Below are 19,259 nucleotides of genomic sequence, written 5' to 3'. Positions count from 1 at the left end.
TTTCAGTTCACCTGTCTTGGGCCGCGCCGCGCCCGCTCAGGGCGGCGCCGCCAGTCCTCTCGCACGCCCATGGGGCGCAAGGCGCTCGCGGTGCGAGCCGGGCTTGCCTTACACCAGCCGGACAGGGCCGGACAGCCGGGCCGGGTCGCCGCGACCCGGCCCGGGCGTCGTCACACCAGCATGCTCATGGGCTTCTCGATGAAGCCCTTGAAGGCGGCGAGAAGCTCGGCGCCAAGGGCGCCGTCCATCACGCGGTGGTCGCAGGTCATGGTCACCGTCATCTGGGTGACGATCTTCACCTCGCCGCCCCGCGGCACCACCCGCTGTTCCGACGCACCGATAGCGAAAATGGAAGACTGCGGCGCGTTGATGATGGCCGTAAAGTTGCGGATCCCCATCATGCCGAGGTTCGACACCGACGACGAACCACCGGAATACTCCTCCGGCTTCAGCTTCTTGGTGCGGGCGCGGGCGGCCAGGTCGCGCATCTCGTTGGAGATGGCGGACAGGGTCTTCTGCTCGGCCTTCTTCACCACCGGGGCATAGAGGCCGCCGTCGATGGCCACCGCCACGCCGACGTCGGAATGCTTCATGCGCAGGATGCGGTCTTCCGCCCACACCGCATTGCAGGCCGGGACCTTCTGCAGGGCCAGCGCCAGCGCCTTGATGATGAAGTCGTTGACCGAGACCCGGTAGACCGGCTTGCCGTCCTTGTCCTTGGCGGCATTGGCGTTCACCTGCTCGCGCAGGGCATTCAAATCGTCCAGGTCGCAATCCACGGTGAGGAAGAAGGTGGGCGTGACCTGCTCGCTCTCCACCAGCCGGCGGGCGATGGTCTTGCGCATGCCGTCCAGCGACACTTCCTCGTAGCTGCCGGCCTCGTAGAAGGCCTTCACCTGATCCACGCCCGGCGCGCTGGCAAGCGCCGCCTTCGGCGCCGGCGCGGCGAGGGCAGCGGGGGCCGCAGCCGGAGCGGCGGAAGGCTTGGCCCCGGGCTGGGCCCCCGCCACATCGCGGGCGATGACGCGGCCATGGGGACCGCTGCCGGCGATGGCGGCGATCTCCACGCCCTTCTCCTTGGCGAGCCTCCGGGCCAGCGGCGAGGCGAACACCCGGCCGGCCGGAGCGGCAGCAGGAGCGGCAGCAACCGGCGCTGCCTGGGGCGCGGCCGGTGCGGCAGCCGGTGCCGCGGCGACGGGCGCGCTGGCGGCAACGGGGGCCGGAGCCGCAGCCCCGCCCTGCCCGGCGGACGCCGCAACCGCCTTGGCGTCCTCGCCGTCGCCGGCCAGCACGGCAATGAGCTGGTTCACCGGCACGTCCTGGGTGCCTTCCGGCACCAGGATCTTGGCCAGCACGCCTTCGTCCACGGCCTCCACCTCCATGGTGGCCTTGTCGGTCTCGATCTCGGCGAGCACGTCGCCGGACTTCACCGTGTCGCCTTCTTTCTTGACCCACTTGGCGAGGTTGCCCTTCTCCATGGTGGGAGAGAGGGCTGGCATCAGGATCTCGATGGGCATCGCAAGTCCCCCTCAGCGATAGGTCACGGCATGGACGGCCTCGATCACCTCGGCGACCGACGGCAGGGCCAGCTTTTCCAGGTTGGCGGCGTAGGGCATGGGCACATCCTTGCCGGTCACGCGCAGCACCGGGGCGTCGAGATAGTCGAACGCCTTGTCCATCAGCTGGGCGATGATCTCGGCGCCGATGCCGGACTGCGGCCAGCCCTCCTCCACGGTGACGCAGCGCCCGGTCTTCTTCACCGAGGCGACGATGGTGGCGACATCCATGGGGCGGATGGTGCGCAGGTCGATCACCTCCGCCTCGATGCCCTGCTTGGCCAGCTCGTCGGCCGCCTTCAGGGCATAGGTCATGCCGATGGAGAACGACACCAGCGTCACGTCCTTGCCGGCCCGTGCGATGCGCGCCTTGCCGATGGGCAGCACGAAGTCGTCGAGCTTCGGCACCTCGAAGGAGTGACCGTAGAGAATCTCGTTCTCCAGGAAGATCACCGGGTTGGGATCGCGGATCGCGGCCTTCAGCAGGCCCTTGGCGTCGGCCGCGGAATAGGGGGCAACCACCTTGAGGCCGGGCACGTTGGAATACCAGGCGGCGTAATCCTGGCTGTGCTGGGCGCCGACACGGGCCGCCGCGCCGTTCGGTCCGCGGAAGACGATGGAGCTGAGCACCTGCCCGCCCGACATGTAGAGCGTCTTCGCCGCCGAGTTGATGATGTGGTCGATGCCCTGCATGGCGAAGTTGAAGGTCATGAACTCCACGATGGGCTTCAGCCCCGCGAACGCCGCGCCTACAGCGAGACCGGCGAAGCCATGCTCGGTGATCGGAGTGTCCACCACCCGCTTGGCGCCGAATTCCTGGAGCAGGCCTTGCGTGATCTTGTAGGCGCCCTGGTACTCGGCGACTTCCTCGCCCATCACGAACACTGCGCCGTCCCGGCGCATTTCTTCGGCCATGGCATCGCGCAGGGCCTCGCGGACGGTCTGGGTGACATATTCGGTGCCGGCCGGCACTTCCGGATCGCTTGGCGCAACGGCAGGCTCGGCCGCCACCACGGCGGGGGCGGCCACCGCGGCGGCCACGGGGGTCGGCGCCAGGGACGGAGCGGCGGCGGGCGCTGCGGCCGCGCTCACATCCTCGCCCTCGGCGACGATGATGGCGATGGGGGTGTTCACGGCCACGTCCTGGGTGCCTTCCGGCACCAGGATCTTGCCGAGGATGCCCTCGTCCACGGCCTCCACCTCCATGGTGGCCTTGTCGGTCTCGATCTCGGCGAGCACGTCGCCGGACTTCACCGTGTCGCCTTCCTTCTTGACCCATTTGGCGAGGTTGCCCTTCTCCATGGTGGGAGACAGGGCCGGCATGAGGACATCGATGGCCATGGCAGTCAGCTCTTGCTCGGCGGCGCTCCGGGCACGGGGGCAGCTTTCCCGGCGGACGCACGCGAATGGTTCAGATTGGTGGATGCGGAAATCGCCGCGACGGCCAGCGTCAGCGCGACGAAGAAGGCGACGGTGGCCTTGCCGGTGCGCGCCGCCAGCGGCCCGTCGTCATCCGCGCGGCGGCGGAGGGCGAACGGCCAGAACAGAAGCAGGAGACGGGCGCCGATGCCGTTGCCCCGCCCCTCCCACCGCCGCGCGGCGAACACCTGAAGGCCGATGGCCACCGCCACGCCCCAGCTCGCCAGCGCCGCCGCGATGGCGAGAAGCGCGAGGAGCTGGAAGGCGGCGGCCACGGCGGGCGCTCAGCGCAGGATGTCGGTGTAGAGCTCGGACGGGTCCGGCTCCGGGTTGTGAGTTGCGAAATCGGCGGAGGCGGCGACGATGTCGCGGACCTCGGCATCGACCTTCTTCAGCTCGTCCTCGGTGGCGCCATGGTCGGCCAGCAGGCGCGCCCGCACCTGCTCGATCGGGTCGTGCTCGGTCCGCATCTTCTGCACCTCCTCCTTCGACCGGTACTTGGCCGGGTCGGACATGGAGTGGCCGCGATAGCGGTAGGTCTGCATTTCCAGGATGTAGGGGCCGTTGCCCTCACGGGCGAAGGCCAGGGCCCGGTCGGCGGCGTCGCGCACCGCGCGCACGTCCATGCCGTCCACCTGCTCGCCGGGAATGTTGAACGAGGTGCCGCGCTTGGAGAAGTCCTGCTGGGCCGAGGCGCGGGACACCGAGGTGCCCATGGCGTACTTGTTGTTCTCGATCACATACACGACCGGCAGCTTCCACAGCTCCGCCATGTTGAAGCTCTCGTAGACCTGCCCCTGGTTGGCCGCGCCGTCGCCGAAATAGGTGACGGAAACGTTGCCGTTTTCCTTGTAGCGGTCGGCGAAGGCGAGGCCGGTGCCGAGCGAGACCTGGGCGCCGACGATGCCGTGGCCGCCGAAGAACTGCTTCTCGATGCTGAACATGTGCATCGAGCCGCCCTTGCCCTTGGAATAGCCGCCGCGACGGCCGGTAAGCTCGGCCATCACGCCGTCCGGGTCCATGCCGGCGGCCAGCATGTGGCCGTGGTCACGGTAGCCGGTGATGACCTGATCGCCCTCCTTCATGGCCATCTGCATGCCCACCACAACGGCCTCCTGGCCGATGTAGAGGTGACAGAAGCCGCCGATGAGACCCATGCCATACATCTGGCCCGCCTTCTCCTCGAAGCGGCGGATCAGGAGCATCTCGCGGTAGGCGAAGAGTTCATCGTCCTTCGTGAAGGTTGCGGAACCGGCCGCGGATGTGGCGGCACGAGCGGCGGTTTTCCTGGGAGCCATCGGCGACCTCTGGATGCGCTGAAGTTCGCGGACTCATCTAGCGCACCTTCCAGCACCCGCAAAGCGCCATTTGCGCATGTTGCAGCGCAACACATTGTAAAGTCTTGATTTTGAATGATTGAACTAAATTCAGGTTCATGTGTATGTTGAACTGAAATTGAGTTCATTTGCTGCGAAGCAGCACCAAATCCTTCGGATGGATGAAGTTGAGCTGGCGCCGCCCCTCCTCGTCCAGCATGTCCGGATCGAGCCGGGTGGCGGCCAGGAGTGAGACCTTGTTCTCAAGCGCGACCCGCTGAGCCTTCAAGGTCGCCAGCTCCTCCTGGAGGTGGGCGGCCTCCTGCTCGTAGTTGCGCTGGGCCACGATGCCATGGTCGCCGGTGTAGGCGTTGTAGGCAAAGTAGGCGATGAGCGCGGCCGCGCCCACATGCAGGGCAAGGGTCGCGAGCGCGGATTGGAGGCGGGAGCGGCTTTGCATGGCCGCAGTCTCGGCGGTCCCGGTTTCCACCGGCTTAATGGCGCCCATTGCCAGCACCGACGCAGCGCCCGGCCACCGCCGGCCCTGCCCCGGCTGCACCGCAGCGGAGCGCACACCCCGTCACTTTGCGCAGATGCACATAAGGCTTGCACAATAAGGCCTGGAAATCATCACTTTTGCACGGCACAACCGCTGTCGAACGAATGTGAGGGGAGACTCATCATGTCGAAGCCCGTTGTCGCCATCGTCTATCATTCCGGCTACGGCCACACGAAGGTTCAGGCCGAAGCGGTGCTCGCCGGCATCAAGGAAGTGGAGGCCGTCGACGGCGTCCTCATTTCCGTGGACGAGGTGGACACCAAGTGGGAGGTGCTGGACGGCGCCGCCGCCATCATCTTCGGTTCGCCCATCTACATGGGCAACGTGTCGGCCGGGTTCCAGGCGTTTGCGGAGAAGAGCTCCAAGCGCTGGATGTCCCTGGCCTGGAAGGACAAGCTCGCCGCCGGCTTCGTCAACTCCGGCAGCCAGAGCGGCGACAAGGTGCAGGGCCTGAATGCCCTCATCGCGCTGTCGCAGCAGCATGGCATGGTGTGGGTGGGCCTGGGCCTGCACCCCGGCAACAATTCCTCCACCGCCTCCATCAACGACCTGAACCGCCTGGGCGGCTTCGGCGGCGCCTTCGCCCAGTCGAACGTGGACCAGGGCCCCGACGTGGTGCCCCCGGAGGCCGACCGCAAGACCGCCGCCCACCTGGGCAAGCGGGTGGCGGAAGCCGCCGTGCGCTGGACCCGGGGCGCCTGAGCCGGCGCTGACCGCCGCAGCGCCCCGACAAAAAAGCCCGGGCCTCAGGCCCGGGCTTTTTCATGCGCATGGCAAGGCGCCGGACCGGGCGAAGCGGCGCCCGGGCTCAGGAGAATTTGTTGCTGCGCGGAAACCCCTTGGGCGGCAGGCGCCCGGCGGTGGCCCGCTCCGACTGCCAGTCCAGCAGCTCGGTCACGGTCCAGGTTCGGCCCGAGGAATCCTCCCAGGTGAGGCCGCCGGCAATGGGGAAGACCTTCACGTCCGACAGCCCGCCCTCGCGATAGCGCTGCAGCCGCACGCCCCGGCCCCGGGTCATTTCCGGGATCTGGTTGAGCGGAAACAGCAGCAGCTTGCGATTATCGCCGATCACCGCCACCCAGTCGCCCTCCACCACGCGCACCGCCAGCGCCGCGTCGGGCGGGTCGGCAGACAACACCTGCTTGCCCTTGCGGGTGGTGGCCAAGCACTCTTCCTCACTGACCACGAAGCCCCGCCCCTCCTTGGAGGCCACCAGCAGCTTGCGGCCGGGCTGATGGGCGAAGACGGTGACGATCTCCGCCTCCTGCTCCAGGTCGATCATGAGGCGGACCGGCTCGCCATGGCCCCGTCCGCCCGGCAGCTTGGAGGCATCCAGGGTATAGAACCGCCCGTTGGACGCGAACACCATCAGCTTCGAGGTGGTTTCCGCAAAGAAGGCGTGGCCCAGCGCATCGTCGGTCTTGAACTGGAGGTTGGACAGGTCCTGCTGATGCCCCTTCAGCGCCCGGATCCACCCCTTCTGCGAGACCACCACGGTGATCGGCTCGCGCTCCACCAGGGCTTGGGCGAACGCCTCCTCGCCCAGCTCGGGGGCGGCGGCGAAGGTGGTGCGGCGCTTGCCCAGGGCGGTGTCGGGCCCATAGGTCTTGCGGGTCTCGCGGATTTGCTTGGCGATCGCCTTCCACTGCGCATCCTCGGAGCCGACCAGCGTATTCAACGCCTCCTGCTCCTTGGAGAGGGCGTCATGCTCCTTGCGGATCTCCATCTCCTCCAGTCGGCGCAGCGAGCGCAGGCGCATGTTGAGGATGGCCTCGGTCTGCACATCGGTCAGCGAAAAGGTGCGCATGAGCTCCTGCTTGGGCTCGTCCTCCTCGCGGATGATGCGGATCACCTCATCCAGGTTGAGATAGGCGATCAGATAACCGCCCAGCACCTCCAGGCGGTGGGCGATCTCACCCAGCCGGTAGCGCGAGCGGCGCAACAGCACGTCGCGGCGGTGGTCCAGCCATTCGCGCAGCGCCTCCGCCAGGGAGAGCACCTTGGGGATCTGGCCGCGCACCAGCACATTCATGTTCAGCGACACGCGGGCTTCCAGCTCGGTGAGCTTGAACAGGCTCTCCATCAGCACTTCGGCATCCACCGTGCGGGCACGCGGCTCCAGCACCAGGCGGATATCCTCGGCGCTCTCGTCGCGCACGTCGGCGAGCAGCGGCAATTTCTTTTCGGTCAGCAGCTCGGCGATCTTTTCCACCAGGCGCGATTTGGCCACGCCGTAGGGAATCTCCGTCACCACCACCAGATAGCTGCCGCGGCCGGTATCCTCCTTGTGCCAGCGCGCGCGCACCCGGAATGCGCCGCGCCCGGTGGCATAGGCTTCCGCAACGCCCACCGGATCGTCCACCAGCACGCCGCCGGTGGGAAAGTCCGGCCCCGGCACGAACTGGAGCAGATCCACGGCCAAGGCGTTGGGATGCTGCACCAGGTGCAGGGCCGCCGCCAGCAGCTCGGCGGCATTGTGCGGCGGGATCGAGGTGGCCATGCCCACGGCGATGCCCTGGGAGCCATTGGCGAGCAGGTTCGGGAACGCCGCCGGCAGCACCACCGGCTCGTCCTCCGAGCCGTCATAGGTGGGGCGGAAGTCCACCGCATCCTCGTCGATGCCGTCCAGCAGCAGCCGCGCGGTTTCCGTCAGGCGGGCTTCGGTGTATCGCATGGCGGCGGCATTATCGCCATCCACATTGCCGAAATTGCCCTGCCCGTCCACCAGCGGATAGCGCTGGGCGAAATCCTGGGCCAGCCGCACCAGGGCGTCATAGACCGACTGGTCGCCGTGGGGGTGGAACTTGCCGATGACGTCGCCCACCACGCGGGCAGACTTCTTGAACGCCTGCCCCGGGTCGAGCCTGAGCTGGCGCATGGCGTGCAGGATGCGCCGATGCACCGGTTTCAGGCCGTCGCGCGCATCCGGCAGCGCACGATGCATGATGGTGGACAGCGCATAGGCAAGGTAGCGCTCTTCCAGCGCCGCCTTGAGCGCGACGGTCTCGATGTTCCCGTCCGGGCCGGCGGGAGGCGGAAGTGTACGGGTGGCCATGCCCAGGCAGTACCGCGCGCGCTCAAAGGCGACAAGGCGCTTGTGCACCGCCCCCGCCGCCGCGCCCGCCGTCGTCTCGGGCACAGTGCGGCCCGAAAGCTAAACAACGGTTCATATCCGCGGTAGCCGTGCACCGATTCTCGCTGTATCTGCCGGCCTTTAGCGCTACCGATCGACAAACTGCCGCCGCCCTCCCGGCCTAGTCTCCTGCCGTGACGCCCCCATTGGCAGCGGGCGCGTTTCACGGCACAGGAGCGGATGATGAGGACAATCCTTTGGGCAGCGGGGGGCGTCGTCGCACTCGGCCTTCTGGCGGCGCAGGCGCAGGCCGCCTCGGCCGCCACGCTCGCAGGCGCCGCCTCGGCCGTCGCCGGGCCCGCCGACCTCCAGGTGAAGCCCGAGTCTGTCTATTGGGTGCGCCGCTGCTGGCAGGAGCGGCGCTGGTGGGGCGGCCGCTGGCATGTGGTGCCGCGCTGCCGCAGCGCCTGGGTCGAACCGGGGCCGCGCTATTGGGGCCCGCCGCGTCCCTATTGGTGGTAATCAGCCCGCCGCCGCCCCGCGCCGCCAGGCGGCGATGAAATGCCCGCGCGCCTCGGAAAAGCCCAGGCCGCGCGGCTCCAGCGCCCGCCGCAGCAGGAAGAAGGCGGTGAGCCGCAGCGCATGGTCCACATCGCCGGGGGAGGGGCGCCCGCCCTCCCCCACCAGGAACGGCGGCAGCGGCAGCAGACGCGTGGCATAGGGCGCGCCAGCCTCGCGCGAGACCGCCCGTCCGCTGCGCGGCGACACATAGATGAGCTCGTCGCGCCGGCCGGTGGCGGCGCAGGCTTCCAGCTCCAGGCCGAAGCCCAGCTCGGCCAGCAACGCCAGCTCGAACCGGGCCAGCAGCAGGCCGGCCGATCCGGGGTCCTCGAACGCATCCAGGATGGCGCCGAGGGTGGCATAGAGCCCCTCATGGGGATCGCGCTCGGGCAGCAGGCGCAGCATCTGCGCCATGTGGGTGATGCCGTAGGCGCCGTGCGGCACGCGCATGAGTGCCTCGGTGCGCACCACCACCGGCTCCAGGGCGAAATTGCCCATGTGCTCCTCAAGCCGGGCGCGCCAGGTGGCGCTCACCGTATTGCCCGGCTGGATGACCGGCGCCTGCTTGCGCGAGGCGCCGCCCCGCACCATGCCCATGTGGCGCCCGCGCCGGGCGGTGAGCAGCTCGACGATGGCGTTGGCCTCGCCATGACGGCGTACGCCCAGCACGATGCCTTCGTCGCTCCACTCCACCGCTTTGCCCTCAAGCCGGCGCCGGGCCTATTCGCCGCGGGGGAATTCGAGCCCCATTTCGCGATAGCGCTCGGGATCGTTGGCCCAATTTTCGCGCACCTTCACGAACAGGAACAGATGCACCGGCACTTCCAGGATCTCGGACAGTTCCGCCCGCGATTCCGAGGAAATGGTCTTGATGGCGCTGCCGCCCTTGCCGAGCACGATCTTGCGCTGGCTGTCGCGCTCCACATAGATGGTCTGCTCGATCCGCACCGAGCCATCCCGCAGTTCCTTCCAGCTCTCGGTTTCCACGGTCGAGCGGTAGGGCAATTCATCGTGCAGGCGCACGAACATCTTCTCGCGGGTGATCTCCGCCGCCAGCATGCGCATGGGAGCGTCGGTAATCTGGTCCTCCGGATACAGCCAGGGACCGAGCGGGAGCGCCTCGGCGAACCAGCGGCGCACGTCGTCCACGCCGTCGCCGGTATGGGCGGAGACCATGAACACCCGATCGAACGGCATGCGGGCGTTCAATTCCGCCGACAGCGCCAGCAGCGTATCGCGGCGGATGAGGTCGATCTTGTTGAGGATCAGCACCCGCGGCTTGCGGATGTCCGACAGCGGCGCGATCAGCGCCTCAATCTCCTCGTCCACCCCGCGCTTGGCATCCACCAGCAGGGCGATCACGTCGGCGTCGGCGGCATGGGTCCAGGCGCTGGTCACCATGGCCCGCTCCAGTCGCCGCTTGGGGGCGAAGATGCCGGGGGTATCCACCAGCACCACCTGGGAATTGCCCTCGATGCAGATGCCCCGCACGATGGAACGGGTGGTCTGCACCTTGTGCGAGACAATCGACACCTTGGTGCCCACCAGCGCATTGGTGAGCGTGGACTTGCCGGCATTGGGCGCGCCCAGCAACGCGACGAAGCCGCAGCGGGTGGGGCCGGAGGGCCGCGGCGCCTCTGGCGCACCTTCCGGAGCGCCATCGTCACCGGCGTCGCCATCGTCATCGAAATCGTCGGCCTCGTCGTCGAAGTCTTCGACGGCCTCGATCTCTTCCTGGCGGAAGGCGGCCGCGTCGTCCGTCTCCGGCTGGCCGGGGGCGGGAGTCTTGCCGGGCGCGGCGGGTTCGCCCTGGCCGCGTCGCTTGTCGGTCATGCTCAGTTCTCGTTTCCGTTCCATACGCCTTCCCGGTGCAGGAAAGCGCCGGCCGCCGCCTTCTGCGCGGCCTGCTTGGACGATCCTTCGGCCTCCGCCGAGGCAAGGCCCGGCAGGTCGACGGCCATGATGAAGCGCGGGGCATGGTCCGGCCCGGAGCGCGTCACCTCGCGGTAGACCGGCGGCGGCAGGCCGCGGGCCTGCGCCCATTCCTGCAACACGGTCTTGGCATCGCGCAAAGGCCGGCGCGGCGCTTCCAGCCGGTGGCGCCAGTAGCGCTCCACCAGGGCGGTGGCGGCCGGATAGCCGCCATCGAGGAACACCGCCGCCACCACGCTCTCGGCCACGTCGGCCAGAATGGCGCGGCGCTTGTGGGTGCCGGACTGGGTCTCGCCGGGCCCCAGGCGGATATGGGCCCCGAGATTCATGTCGGCGGCGACGTCGGCGCAGGCCTCCTCCCGCACCAGCTCGGCCAGCCGGCGCGACAGCTCGCCCTCTTCCGCCTCCGGAAAGGCGAGATAGAGCATGTGCGAAACCACCGAGCCCAGCACGTGGTCGCCGAGAAATTCCATGCGCTGATAGGAGCGCAGGCGCGGCGCCTCGCCCTTCACGGCGCTGATGTGGGAGAGGGCTAGGTCGAGAAGCGCGCGGTTCTTGAAGCAATAGCCGATATGCGCTTCGAGGGCGGAAAGATCCTCGTGCACTCTGTTCAGTTCACCATTTTGAACAAGCGATCCCATCGCACCGTCCACGGCCATGTCCACACCTGCCAGGCCGACGCGCCCTCGTCGATGGAGAAGAAGATCATCTGCGCCTTGCCGATGAGGTTCTCGAACGGCACGTAGCCGACTTGGCTCAAGACGCGACTGTCGGCCGAATTGTCGCGGTTGTCACCCATCATGAAATAGTGGCCCAGGGGCACCTCATAGACGGGGGTATTGTCGTAGAAGCCGTTGTCCACCAGATCGAGGGTCTCATAGGAGACACCGTTGGGCAGGGTCTCGCGCCAGCGCTTCACCGGCACGGGACGGCCGGTGCCGTCGTCCTCGGTGATGTCGGACAGCCGCTCGCGCTTCACCGGCACACCGTTGATATGCAACCAGCCGTCGATCATCTGGATCTTGTCGCCGGGCAGGCCGATGACGCGCTTGATGTAGTCGGTCTCGTTGTCGCGCGGCAGCTTGAACACCACCACGTCGCCCCGGGTCGGGTCCGAGCCGAAGATGCGGCCCGAGAACAGGTTGGGCGAGAACGGAATCGAGAAGCGCGAGTATCCGTAGCTGTACTTGGACACGAACAGGTAGTCGCCGATCAGAAGCGTGTCCTTCATGGACCCCGAGGGGATGTTGAAGGGCTGGAACAGGAAGGTGCGGATCAGAAGCGCGATCAGAAGCGCCTGAACGATTACCTGGACGGTTTCAAGGAACCCGCCGTCCTTCTTCGAATCGCTGGTCGCGGTCATCGAGGGTCCCAGAAAATGAGAACGGAACGCAGCGCGCGGCACACGTCGCCGAAACCGGGATGGGACGCCAGACGACCCTCCCATCTAAAACTGAAGTGCCCCCTATAGAGCCTTCCCGCTCCCGCGGCAACGCGCGTCCCAGCGTCAGGTTCCCATTTGCCGCCACAGCCCGCTCACGCCTCGGTGCGCGGCGCCCCGTCCGGGCGGCGGGGGACCTGCCACGGCCAGCGGCCTTCGATTTCCACCTCCAGCGAGAATGACAGGAATGTGCGGATCAGCACGATGCCGGCCAGCACCGCCAGGCTCGAAAGGGTGGGCTCGATGGCGACCGTGGAGATGATGTCGGCCGCCACCAGCAGCTCCAGCCCCAGCAGGATCGCCATGCCCAGCGCGGCGCGGCAGGCCCGGAACGCCTCCTGGACCGGACGCGCGGCTTTCAGGTCACGCGCGAAGGCGACGCCGGCGGCCAGGATGCCTGCCACGATCACCAGCGTGCCCGCCACCTCGATACCCCGGGTGATCCAATGCAGGGCCTCGCCCAGGATTTCGTTCATCGTCCCCCCTCGCCGACTCAGCCGCGCGGCACCGCGGAAATGATGACATAGGCGGCCGAGAGCGGCCCCTCGTCGGTGAGGGACAGGTGGATGCGCGGCTCGAAGCCCTCGGGCACCATCGCCGCCAGCCGCGCCGCCGCGCCGCCGGTGAGTTCGAGGGTCGGCTGGCCGGAGGGCAGGTTGACCACCCCCATGTCGCGCCAGAACACCCCTTGGCTCAGGCCGGTGCCCAGCGCCTTGGAGCAGGCCTCCTTGGCGGCGAAGCGCTTGGCGTAGGTCTCCGCCCGTGTCCGCCGGCCGTCCGCCTTGGCACGCTCCGCCGGGGTGAAGACCCGGTCGAGGAAGCGGTCGCCATAGCGCTCGATGGACTTGGCGATGCGCCGGGCATCGGTGAAGTCCGAGCCGATGCCGAGGATCATCATGCCGCCGCCCCGCGCCGGGCGCGGCCCCGGGCGATGGCCTCCCGCATGGCCTGGATGGAGGCCGGCAGGCCAACGAACACCGCCTCGCCCACCAGGAAATGGCCGATGTTCAATTCCACGATCTCCGGCACCGCCGCGATGCGCTCGGCGGTGGCATAGTCGAGCCCATGGCCGCCGTGCACCTCCAGGCCCAGCGCCGCCGCTTCCCGCGCGCCGGCCCGGAGCCGGGCGAACTCCGCGTCCGCCTCGGCGAAGCGCCCCTCGGTTCCCGCGTCGCACCAGGCGCCGGTGTGCAGCTCCACGATGTCCGCCTCCAGCGCCCGCGCGGCGGCGATCTGCGCCGGCTCGGCGGCGATGAACAGCGACACCCGGATGCCCGCCTCCTTGAGCAGGGCGATGCGCGGGCGAAGCTCCCGGATCTGGCCGGCGGCGTCGAGGCCGCCCTCGGTGGTGCGCTCCTGGCGCTTCTCCGGCACCAGGCAGCAGGCGTGGGGGCCGATGCGGCGGGCGATGGCCACCATCTCGTCGGTGCAGGCCATCTCGAAATTCAGCGGCAGGGCAACTTCGGCCTTCAGCCGCTCCATGTCGGCATCGCGGATATGGCGGCGGTCCTCCCGCAGATGGGCGGTGATGCCGTCGGCGCCGGCCGCCCTGGCCGCCAGCGCCGCGCGCACCGGATCGGGCAGCGCCCCGCCGCGCGCATTGCGCAGGGTCGCCACGTGGTCCACGTTCACCCCCAGCCGCACCGGCATCGCGAAGTCCATCGCTTCTCACTCCCTGCGCCAGCGCGCCTCAGTCGTTCACGCGCTCGACGCTCGATACCACGTCGCGGGCCTTGAGGTCCGCGATGATGCCGTTGAGATGGCGCAGGTCGAACACCTCGATGTCGATGGTCATCTCCGTGAAGTCGGCCGAGCGCGAGCGCATCTGCAGGCCCTCGATATTGCCGCCCCGGTCGCCGATGGCGCTGGCCACCTGGGCCAGCGAGCCCGGTGCGTTGCGCGCCGTCACCGCGATGCGGGCGGGGAAACGCCCATCCGACAGCTCATCCACGTCCCAGCGCACGTCGAGCCAGCGCTCGGGAGCATCCTCGAAGCTCTGCAGGGATTGCGACTGGATGGGATAGATGGTGATGCCCTCGCCCTGGGTCAGGATGCCGACGATGCGGTCGCCGGGCACGGCCCCGCCATTGGGCGCGAAGCGCACCGGCAGGTCGCCGTTGATGCCGCGGATGGGAATGGCGTCCAGCCGCTCCAGGGGCGCGCCCTCGGGAATCTTGAACTTGAGATTGTGGCCGCGCTTCAGCTCGAACCACCCCTCGGCGGTGGAGGCGCGCCCGCCATTGGCGCGATCTTCCGGGCGCGGCGGCACCCATTCGGGGAACACCGCGCGGATGAGGTCGTCGGTCTTGATCTCGCCGCGGCCCAGGGCGGCGAACACATCCTCTGCCGCGGCGCGGGCCAGGCGCGGCGTGGCCCTGATGATGGCCTCCTCGGAAAAGGACTTGCCGGCCTTGGCGAAGGCGCGCTCGGCGATCTTGCGGCCGAGCCCGGAATATTGCGCGCGCACCGCCGCCCGCGTCGCCCGGCGCACCGCCGCCCGCGCCTTGCCGGTCACGGCGATGGTTTCCCAAGCTCCCGGCGGGGTCTGGGCCTTGGAGGTGATGATCTCCACCTCGTCGCCGTTCTTCAGCTCCGACACCAGCGGCGCCACCGAGCCGTTGATCTTGCAGCCCACCGCCGTGTTACCGACATCGGTGTGCACCGCATAGGCGAAATCGATGGGGGTCGCCCGCCGCGGCAGGGCGATGAGCCGGCCCTTGGGGGTGAAGCAGAACACCTGGTCGTGAAACAGCTCCAGCTTGGTGTGCTCCAGGAACTCTTCCGGCGACAGCCCCTGGGAGAGGTTCTCGATGGTCTTGCGCAGCCAGGCATAGGCCCGCGTCTCGCCCGACAGCATCACCCCGGGAGCGCCGGTGGGGTCCTTGTAGAGGGCATGGGCGGCGATGCCGTATTCGGCGATCTCGTCCATGTCGCGGGTGCGGATCTGCAATTCCACGCGCTGCCGGCGCGGCCCCACCACGGTGGTATGCAGCGAGCGATAGTCGTTGGGCTTGGGGGTGGAGATATAATCCTTGAAGCGGCCGGGCACGATGGCCCAGCGGGTGTGCACCACGCCCAGCGCCCGATAGCAGTCCTCGATGCTGGCGACGATGACGCGGAAGCCGTAGAGGTCGGAGAGCTGCTCGAAGCCGATGGCCTTGCGCTCCATCTTGCCCCAGATGGAATAGGGGCGCTTCTCCCGCCCCTTCACCTCGGCCTCCATGCCGCGCTGGCCTAAAGCCTCGCGCAGGTCGCGTTCGATCTCCTGCACCACCGGGCCGTTGGTCTGCCGCAGCTCGGAGACGCGGGTGGTGATGCTCTCATAGGCCTCGGGGGAGAGCTGGCGGAAGGACAGGTCCTCCAGCTCCTCGCGCATGTCCTGCATGCCCATGCGGGCCGCCAGGGGCGCGTAGATGTCGAGGGTTTCCTGGGCGACGCGGTCGCGCTTCTCCGGCGGCACCCATTTCAGGGTGCGCATGTTGTGCAGGCGATCGGCCAGCTTCACCAGCAGCACGCGCACGTCGTCGGCGATGGCCAGCAGCAGCTTGCGCAGGTTTTCCGCCTGCTTGGCCTGCTTGGACACGAGGTCCAGCTTCTTGATCTTGGTCAGGCCCTCCACCAGGCTCGCGATCTGGTGGCCGAACAGGCGCTCGATCTCGCCCCGGGTGGCGCTGGTGTCCTCGATGGTGTCGTGCAGCAGGGCGGCGACGATGGTGGCGTCGTCCAGCTTCAGGTCGGTGAGGATCGCCGCGACTTCAAGGGGATGGGAGAAATAGGGGTCGCCGGAGGCGCGCAGCTGGCTGCCGTGGGCGCGCATGGCATAGACATAGGCGCGGTCCAGCAACGCCTCGTCGGTGTTGCGATTATAGCGTCGAACGCGGTCGACGAGTTCGTATTGGCGCATCATGGCCGGAACGATCCGTCGCAGCATGGGCGGGACGGGCCCCGGCGCGAGGCGGGCCACCCTGTCCCTGTGAAGGTCCTGGATATCGGACGGAAGACGAGCTTGCGCAAGACGTTGGTTCTGCTTCTCGGGACGGGGGTCGGTGCGTCGCACCCGGCGTCGCGCGCCCCGGGGCTGCCGGGCACGCGCAAGGTCGATTGCACACCAACACTAGGGGAAGACCGCGCCGGCGGCCAGCGGAGCCGGCGCCGGGGATCAGGGCAGAAGCAGGGTGGAGCCGGTGGTCTTGCGGCTTTCCAGGTCCTTGTGGGCCTTCTGCGCGTCCTTCAGGGCGTAGGTCTGGTGAATCGGGATCTTCACCGAGCCATCCAGCACCACCTCGAACAGGTCGTTGGCGGTGGCAAGCAGGTCGCTGCGCTTGGCGACGAAGGTGGCCAGCGTCGGCCGGGTGGCGAACAGCGAGCCCTTCTGCGACAGCAGCAGCAGGTCGAAGTTCTTGATGGCACCGGAGGCGTTGCCGAAGCTCACCCACAGGCCCAGCGGCCTCAGGCAGTCGAGGGAGGCCGGATAGGTCGCCTGCCCGACCCCGTCATAGACCACGTCGCACAGCTTGCCGCTGGTGATCTCCTTGACCTTGTGGACGAAATCCTCGTCGCGATAGAGGATCGCGTGGTCGCAGCCGTGGGCGAGGGCGAGCTCGGCCTTGTCCTTGGACCCCACAGTGCCGATCACGGTGGCGCCCAGGCGCTTGGCCCACTGGGTGAGGATGAGCCCGACGCCGCCGGCCGCGGCCTGCACCAGGATCACGTCGCCCGGCTTCACCGGATGGGTGCGGCGCACCAGATATTGCGCGGTCATGCCCTTCAGCATCATGGCGGCGGCGGTCTGGTCGTCGATGGCCGCCGGCAGGTGCACCAGGAGGGCGGCCGGAACGTTGCGCACCTCGCTGTAGCCGCCGACGGTCATGGCGTAGGCGACCCGGTCGCCCTCGTGGAAACCGGTGACATCGGGGCCGACCGCCACCACCACGCCGGCGCCCTCGTTGCCGGGGATGAAGGGCAGCGCCGCCGCCTTGTAGAGGCCGGTGCGGAAATAGACGTCGATGAAGTTGAGACCGATGGCGGTTTGGCGAATCTGCACCTCGCCCGGTCCCGGCGCCGGGACGGTGATCTCCTCATAGGTGAGTACCTCCGGCCCGCCCGTCTGATGCACCCGAACCGCATGAACCATGGCGCCTCACCCTTCCCGTCGCGTGTCCTGGGCGGATCATAGGGAGCGGGACGGCGCTCGCAAGGGCCGGCGCCGCATCCATGACAATCCACTGATGCGATGATCGCGCCTTGCGGCGCAACACTTCGCCCGGCCTATTCCACATTCCGGCGCCGCCGCCGCCGGGCGGCGGCGATGTTCAGCCCCTCCACGGTCACGGAGAAGGCCATGGCGGCATAGATGTAGCCGCGCGGCACATGCACCCCGAACCCGTCCGCCACCAGCGTCACGCCCACCAGCAGCAGGAAGGCGAGCGCCAGCATCCGCGTGGTGGGATGGATGGCGATGAAGGCGCCGAGGGGCCCGGAGGCCCAGAACATGAGGCCCACCGCCACGATCACCGCCGCCACCATCACTTCCACGTGCTCGGCCATGCCGATGGCGGTGAGGATGGAGTCGATGGAAAAGACCAGGTCCAGCAGAATCACCTGGCCGACGATCAGGCCGAAGGCGCGGCCGGCGACCTGGGCGGGGCTGGCCGCGTCCTCCGAGGGCGCCTCGCCCTCCACCGCCGCATGCATCTCCATGGTGGCCTTGGCGATGAGGAAGGCGCCGCCGGCGACGAGGATGAGGTCGCGCCACGAGAAATCGTGGCCGAACACGGCCAGCACCGGCTGTTGCAGGCCGATGAGCCAGGACAGGGCCAGCAGCAGCGCGATGCGCAGGCCCAGCGCCACCGAAAGGCCGATCTGGCGCGCCCGGAGCGCCTGCGCGTGCGGCAGCCGCTGGATCACCAGGGAAATGAAGATCACATTGTCGATGCCCAGCACGATCTCCATGACCGTGAGCGTCACGAAGGCGGCCCAGGCCTCCGGCGAGGTGACGAGCGCGAGCATCCCCTGATTCCCCTGCGGCACGCCGCCGCGATAGCGGGCGTCCGGGCTTTCTCGCGCCGCGACGGCGGCGCTTCAAGGCGGCCGGGTGCGCTTCTGCTATGCTGGGTCAACAGACCGCGCGGCGCGCGGGGCCCGGCTCGTCTAGGGTTGGCGCCCGGCCGCGCGGCCGGTCAAGCTGGGGAAGAGCATGACAGCGGATGACAGGCACGACGTGGTCGTGGTGGGCGCCGGGCCGGCGGGGCTGGCCATGGCGCTCGGTCTCGCCGGCCGGGGCGTGTCCACCGCCCTGGTCACCGGGCCGGATCGCGGCGTCGACCATCGCACCACCGCCCTGCTGGATGGCTCGGTGCGTATTCTGGAGCGCTTCGGCCTGTGGGCCGCGCTGGCGCCCAAGGCGGCGCCGCTGCGCGACATGCGCATCGCCGACGCCACCCGCCGCCTGTTCCGCGCACCGGAGGTCACCTTCCGATCCGCCGAGATCGGCCTCGACGCGTTCGGCTATAACATCGAGAACGACCCGCTGCGCCTGACCCTCATGGACACGGCGCAGAACCAGCCGCAGCTCCAGATCGTCCGCGGCAGCCTCGCCACCCTGACGGTGGAGCCTGACGCGGCGCGACTCAGCCTGGACGACGGAACGCAGCTGCGCGCCCGGCTGGTGGTGGGCGCCGATGGTCGCGCCTCCACCGTGCGCGCCGCCGCCGGCATCGGCGTCGCCACCCGCGCTTATCCGCAGGTGGCGTTCACCGCCATCGTGCGCCACGGCCGGCCCCACGAGGACACCTCCACCGAGTTTCACACCGAGACTGGCCCCTTCACCCTGGTGCCGCTGCCGGGCGAGCGCTCCAGCATCGTGTGCGTGGTGAGCGAGCGCGAGGCCCTACGCCTCATGGCCCTGCCCGACGACGCCCTGGCGCGGGAAATGGAGACCCGGGCGTCTTCCATCCTCGGTCGATTCGAGATCCTGCCCGGCCGCGGCGCCTTCCCGCTTGCGGCGGAGACGGCGGAGCGGCTGACCGCGTCGCGCATCGCGCTGATCGCCGAGGCGGCCCACATCATGCCGCCCATCGGCGCCCAGGGCCTCAACCTGGGACTGCGCGACGTGGCGGAGCTGGTCGATCTGGTGGCCGGCGCCGCCGATGCCGGGCGTGACGTGGGCGCCCCGGAGCTTCTGGAGCGCTATGCCCGCGCCCGCCGCGGCGACATCGACGCCCGCATGCGGGCGGTGGACGTGCTTAACCGGTCGCTGCTGTCGGATTTCGTGCCGATCCAGGGCGTGCGCGGCTTCGGGCTCTACCTGCTCGACCGGGTGGGACCGCTGCGCCGCACGGTGATGCGGCTCGGCATCGGCAGCCGCGCGGCGTGAGCCGCCCCCACCGGCCTGGCGCGATGG

At 68.7% G+C, this 19,259-nt stretch carries 19 protein-coding genes; 3 read left to right on the top strand and 16 right to left on the bottom strand.

Annotated elements, in window-relative coordinates:
- Positions 1 to 170: 170 nt before the first annotated feature.
- The 5 genes from V5F53_RS05780 to V5F53_RS05760 all read right to left on the bottom strand — a co-directional run bounded on the left by V5F53_RS05780 (position 171) and on the right by V5F53_RS05760 (position 4,751).
- Positions 171 to 1,517: a pyruvate dehydrogenase complex dihydrolipoamide acetyltransferase gene (locus V5F53_RS05780; protein WP_393997269.1), complete on the bottom strand. Its 1,347-nt coding sequence runs from the start codon at positions 1,515 to 1,517 to the stop codon at positions 171 to 173.
- A 12-nt stretch (positions 1,518 to 1,529) separates the two neighbouring features.
- The gene (locus tag V5F53_RS05775) at positions 1,530 to 2,897 is read right to left on the bottom strand and encodes a pyruvate dehydrogenase complex E1 component subunit beta (RefSeq protein ID WP_393997270.1); all 1,368 of its coding nucleotides are present in this window, start codon (positions 2,895 to 2,897) and stop codon (positions 1,530 to 1,532) included.
- A gap of 5 nt (positions 2,898 to 2,902) precedes the next feature.
- Positions 2,903 to 3,250, bottom strand: coding sequence for a hypothetical protein (locus V5F53_RS05770; protein ID WP_393997271.1), 348 nt, complete (start codon positions 3,248 to 3,250; stop codon positions 2,903 to 2,905).
- 9 nt (positions 3,251 to 3,259) lie between these two features.
- Entirely contained in the window at positions 3,260 to 4,273 is a 1,014-nt protein-coding gene (gene pdhA, locus V5F53_RS05765; protein ID WP_393997272.1) for a pyruvate dehydrogenase (acetyl-transferring) E1 component subunit alpha, read from the bottom strand.
- Positions 4,274 to 4,436: 163 nt separating this feature from the next.
- The gene (locus tag V5F53_RS05760; RefSeq protein ID WP_393997273.1) at positions 4,437 to 4,751 is read right to left on the bottom strand and encodes an FtsB family cell division protein; all 315 of its coding nucleotides are present in this window, start codon (positions 4,749 to 4,751) and stop codon (positions 4,437 to 4,439) included.
- A gap of 222 nt (positions 4,752 to 4,973) precedes the next feature.
- On the opposite strand from V5F53_RS05760, the gene V5F53_RS05755 reads away from it, so the two are divergent.
- Positions 4,974 to 5,552: a flavodoxin family protein gene (locus tag V5F53_RS05755; RefSeq protein WP_393997274.1), complete on the top strand. Its 579-nt coding sequence runs from the start codon at positions 4,974 to 4,976 to the stop codon at positions 5,550 to 5,552.
- A 106-nt stretch (positions 5,553 to 5,658) separates the two neighbouring features.
- Here the strand turns inward: V5F53_RS05755 and parC are convergent, their stop codons facing one another.
- Positions 5,659 to 7,905, bottom strand: a complete 2,247-nt coding sequence (parC, locus tag V5F53_RS05750; protein WP_393997370.1) for a DNA topoisomerase IV subunit A — start codon at positions 7,903 to 7,905, stop codon at positions 5,659 to 5,661.
- 261 nt (positions 7,906 to 8,166) lie between these two features.
- Here parC and V5F53_RS05745 point away from each other — a divergent pair, with 261 nt between their 5' ends.
- Positions 8,167 to 8,445 carry a hypothetical protein gene (locus tag V5F53_RS05745; RefSeq protein ID WP_393997275.1) on the top strand — a complete coding sequence of 93 codons (279 nt, stop codon included), beginning with the start codon at positions 8,167 to 8,169 and terminating at the stop codon, positions 8,443 to 8,445.
- On the opposite strand, the gene recO is transcribed toward V5F53_RS05745, so the two are convergent.
- The 10 genes from recO to V5F53_RS05695 form a co-directional block, all read right to left on the bottom strand.
- The gene (gene recO / locus V5F53_RS05740; protein WP_393997276.1) at positions 8,446 to 9,177 is read right to left on the bottom strand and encodes a DNA repair protein RecO; all 732 of its coding nucleotides are present in this window, start codon (positions 9,175 to 9,177) and stop codon (positions 8,446 to 8,448) included.
- A gap of 27 nt (positions 9,178 to 9,204) precedes the next feature.
- Positions 9,205 to 10,317: a GTPase Era gene (era, locus tag V5F53_RS05735; RefSeq protein ID WP_393997277.1), complete on the bottom strand. Its 1,113-nt coding sequence runs from the start codon at positions 10,315 to 10,317 to the stop codon at positions 9,205 to 9,207.
- Positions 10,318 to 10,319: 2 nt separating this feature from the next.
- Positions 10,320 to 11,057, bottom strand: a complete 738-nt coding sequence (rnc, locus tag V5F53_RS05730) for a ribonuclease III (RefSeq protein WP_393997278.1) — start codon at positions 11,055 to 11,057, stop codon at positions 10,320 to 10,322.
- Positions 11,027 to 11,779: a signal peptidase I gene (gene lepB, locus V5F53_RS05725; protein ID WP_393997279.1), complete on the bottom strand. Its 753-nt coding sequence runs from the start codon at positions 11,777 to 11,779 to the stop codon at positions 11,027 to 11,029. The genes rnc and lepB overlap by 31 nt, the downstream gene beginning before the upstream one ends.
- A gap of 173 nt (positions 11,780 to 11,952) precedes the next feature.
- Positions 11,953 to 12,333, bottom strand: coding sequence for a DUF1622 domain-containing protein (locus V5F53_RS05720; protein ID WP_393997280.1), 381 nt, complete (start codon positions 12,331 to 12,333; stop codon positions 11,953 to 11,955).
- Between the two features lie 17 nt (positions 12,334 to 12,350).
- On the bottom strand, positions 12,351 to 12,752 hold the full coding sequence (gene acpS, locus V5F53_RS05715; protein WP_393997371.1) for a holo-ACP synthase: 402 nt from the start codon (positions 12,750 to 12,752) through the stop codon (positions 12,351 to 12,353).
- Positions 12,752 to 13,519 carry a pyridoxine 5'-phosphate synthase gene (locus V5F53_RS05710; protein ID WP_393997281.1) on the bottom strand — a complete coding sequence of 256 codons (768 nt, stop codon included), beginning with the start codon at positions 13,517 to 13,519 and terminating at the stop codon, positions 12,752 to 12,754. Before V5F53_RS05710 ends, acpS begins: the two co-directional genes overlap by 1 nt.
- Positions 13,520 to 13,547: 28 nt before the next feature.
- Positions 13,548 to 15,764 (bottom strand): RelA/SpoT family protein, encoded by a 2,217-nt coding sequence (locus V5F53_RS05705; RefSeq protein ID WP_393997282.1) that lies wholly within the window; start codon positions 15,762 to 15,764, stop codon positions 13,548 to 13,550.
- Between the two features lie 252 nt (positions 15,765 to 16,016).
- Positions 16,017 to 16,991, bottom strand: a complete 975-nt coding sequence (locus V5F53_RS05700) for a quinone oxidoreductase family protein (RefSeq protein WP_393997283.1) — start codon at positions 16,989 to 16,991, stop codon at positions 16,017 to 16,019.
- 134 nt (positions 16,992 to 17,125) lie between these two features.
- Positions 17,126 to 17,866, bottom strand: coding sequence for a TerC family protein (locus tag V5F53_RS05695; protein ID WP_393997284.1), 741 nt, complete (start codon positions 17,864 to 17,866; stop codon positions 17,126 to 17,128).
- Between the two features lie 187 nt (positions 17,867 to 18,053).
- Between V5F53_RS05695 and V5F53_RS05690 the strand changes: the two genes are divergently transcribed.
- Positions 18,054 to 19,232, top strand: coding sequence for a UbiH/UbiF family hydroxylase (locus V5F53_RS05690; protein ID WP_393997285.1), 1,179 nt, complete (start codon positions 18,054 to 18,056; stop codon positions 19,230 to 19,232).
- The last annotated feature ends 27 nt before the right edge of the window (positions 19,233 to 19,259 follow it).

It is taken from the genome of Xanthobacter cornucopiae (assembly GCF_043195065.2).
Classification (GTDB): Bacteria; Pseudomonadota; Alphaproteobacteria; order Rhizobiales; family Xanthobacteraceae; genus Xanthobacter.
This window is presented reverse-complemented; position numbering and strand designations above follow the sequence as displayed.

Bases quoted from the DNA above. Each gene is read 5' to 3' on its own strand.
- V5F53_RS05780 (WP_393997269.1), bottom strand. From the start codon at position 1,517: ATGCCCATCGAGATCCTGATGCCAGCCCTCTCTCCCACCATGGAGAAG.
- V5F53_RS05775 (WP_393997270.1), bottom strand. From the start codon at position 2,897: ATGGCCATCGATGTCCTCATGCCGGCCCTGTCTCCCACCATGGAGAAG.
- pdhA (WP_393997272.1), bottom strand. From the start codon at position 4,273: ATGGCTCCCAGGAAAACCGCCGCTCGTGCCGCCACATCCGCGGCCGGT.
- V5F53_RS05760 (WP_393997273.1), bottom strand. From the start codon at position 4,751: ATGCAAAGCCGCTCCCGCCTCCAATCCGCGCTCGCGACCCTTGCCCTG.
- V5F53_RS05755 (WP_393997274.1), top strand. From the start codon at position 4,974: ATGTCGAAGCCCGTTGTCGCCATCGTCTATCATTCCGGCTACGGCCAC.
- parC (WP_393997370.1), bottom strand. From the start codon at position 7,905: ATGGCCACCCGTACACTTCCGCCTCCCGCCGGCCCGGACGGGAACATC.
- V5F53_RS05745 (WP_393997275.1), top strand. From the start codon at position 8,167: ATGAGGACAATCCTTTGGGCAGCGGGGGGCGTCGTCGCACTCGGCCTT.
- era (WP_393997277.1), bottom strand. From the start codon at position 10,317: ATGACCGACAAGCGACGCGGCCAGGGCGAACCCGCCGCGCCCGGCAAG.
- rnc (WP_393997278.1), bottom strand. From the start codon at position 11,057: ATGGGATCGCTTGTTCAAAATGGTGAACTGAACAGAGTGCACGAGGAT.
- lepB (WP_393997279.1), bottom strand. From the start codon at position 11,779: ATGACCGCGACCAGCGATTCGAAGAAGGACGGCGGGTTCCTTGAAACC.
- V5F53_RS05720 (WP_393997280.1), bottom strand. From the start codon at position 12,333: ATGAACGAAATCCTGGGCGAGGCCCTGCATTGGATCACCCGGGGTATC.
- acpS (WP_393997371.1), bottom strand. From the start codon at position 12,752: ATGATCCTCGGCATCGGCTCGGACTTCACCGATGCCCGGCGCATCGCC.
- V5F53_RS05710 (WP_393997281.1), bottom strand. From the start codon at position 13,519: ATGGACTTCGCGATGCCGGTGCGGCTGGGGGTGAACGTGGACCACGTG.
- V5F53_RS05705 (WP_393997282.1), bottom strand. From the start codon at position 15,764: ATGATGCGCCAATACGAACTCGTCGACCGCGTTCGACGCTATAATCGC.
- V5F53_RS05700 (WP_393997283.1), bottom strand. From the start codon at position 16,991: ATGGTTCATGCGGTTCGGGTGCATCAGACGGGCGGGCCGGAGGTACTC.
- V5F53_RS05695 (WP_393997284.1), bottom strand. From the start codon at position 17,866: ATGCTCGCGCTCGTCACCTCGCCGGAGGCCTGGGCCGCCTTCGTGACG.
- V5F53_RS05690 (WP_393997285.1), top strand. From the start codon at position 18,054: ATGACAGCGGATGACAGGCACGACGTGGTCGTGGTGGGCGCCGGGCCG.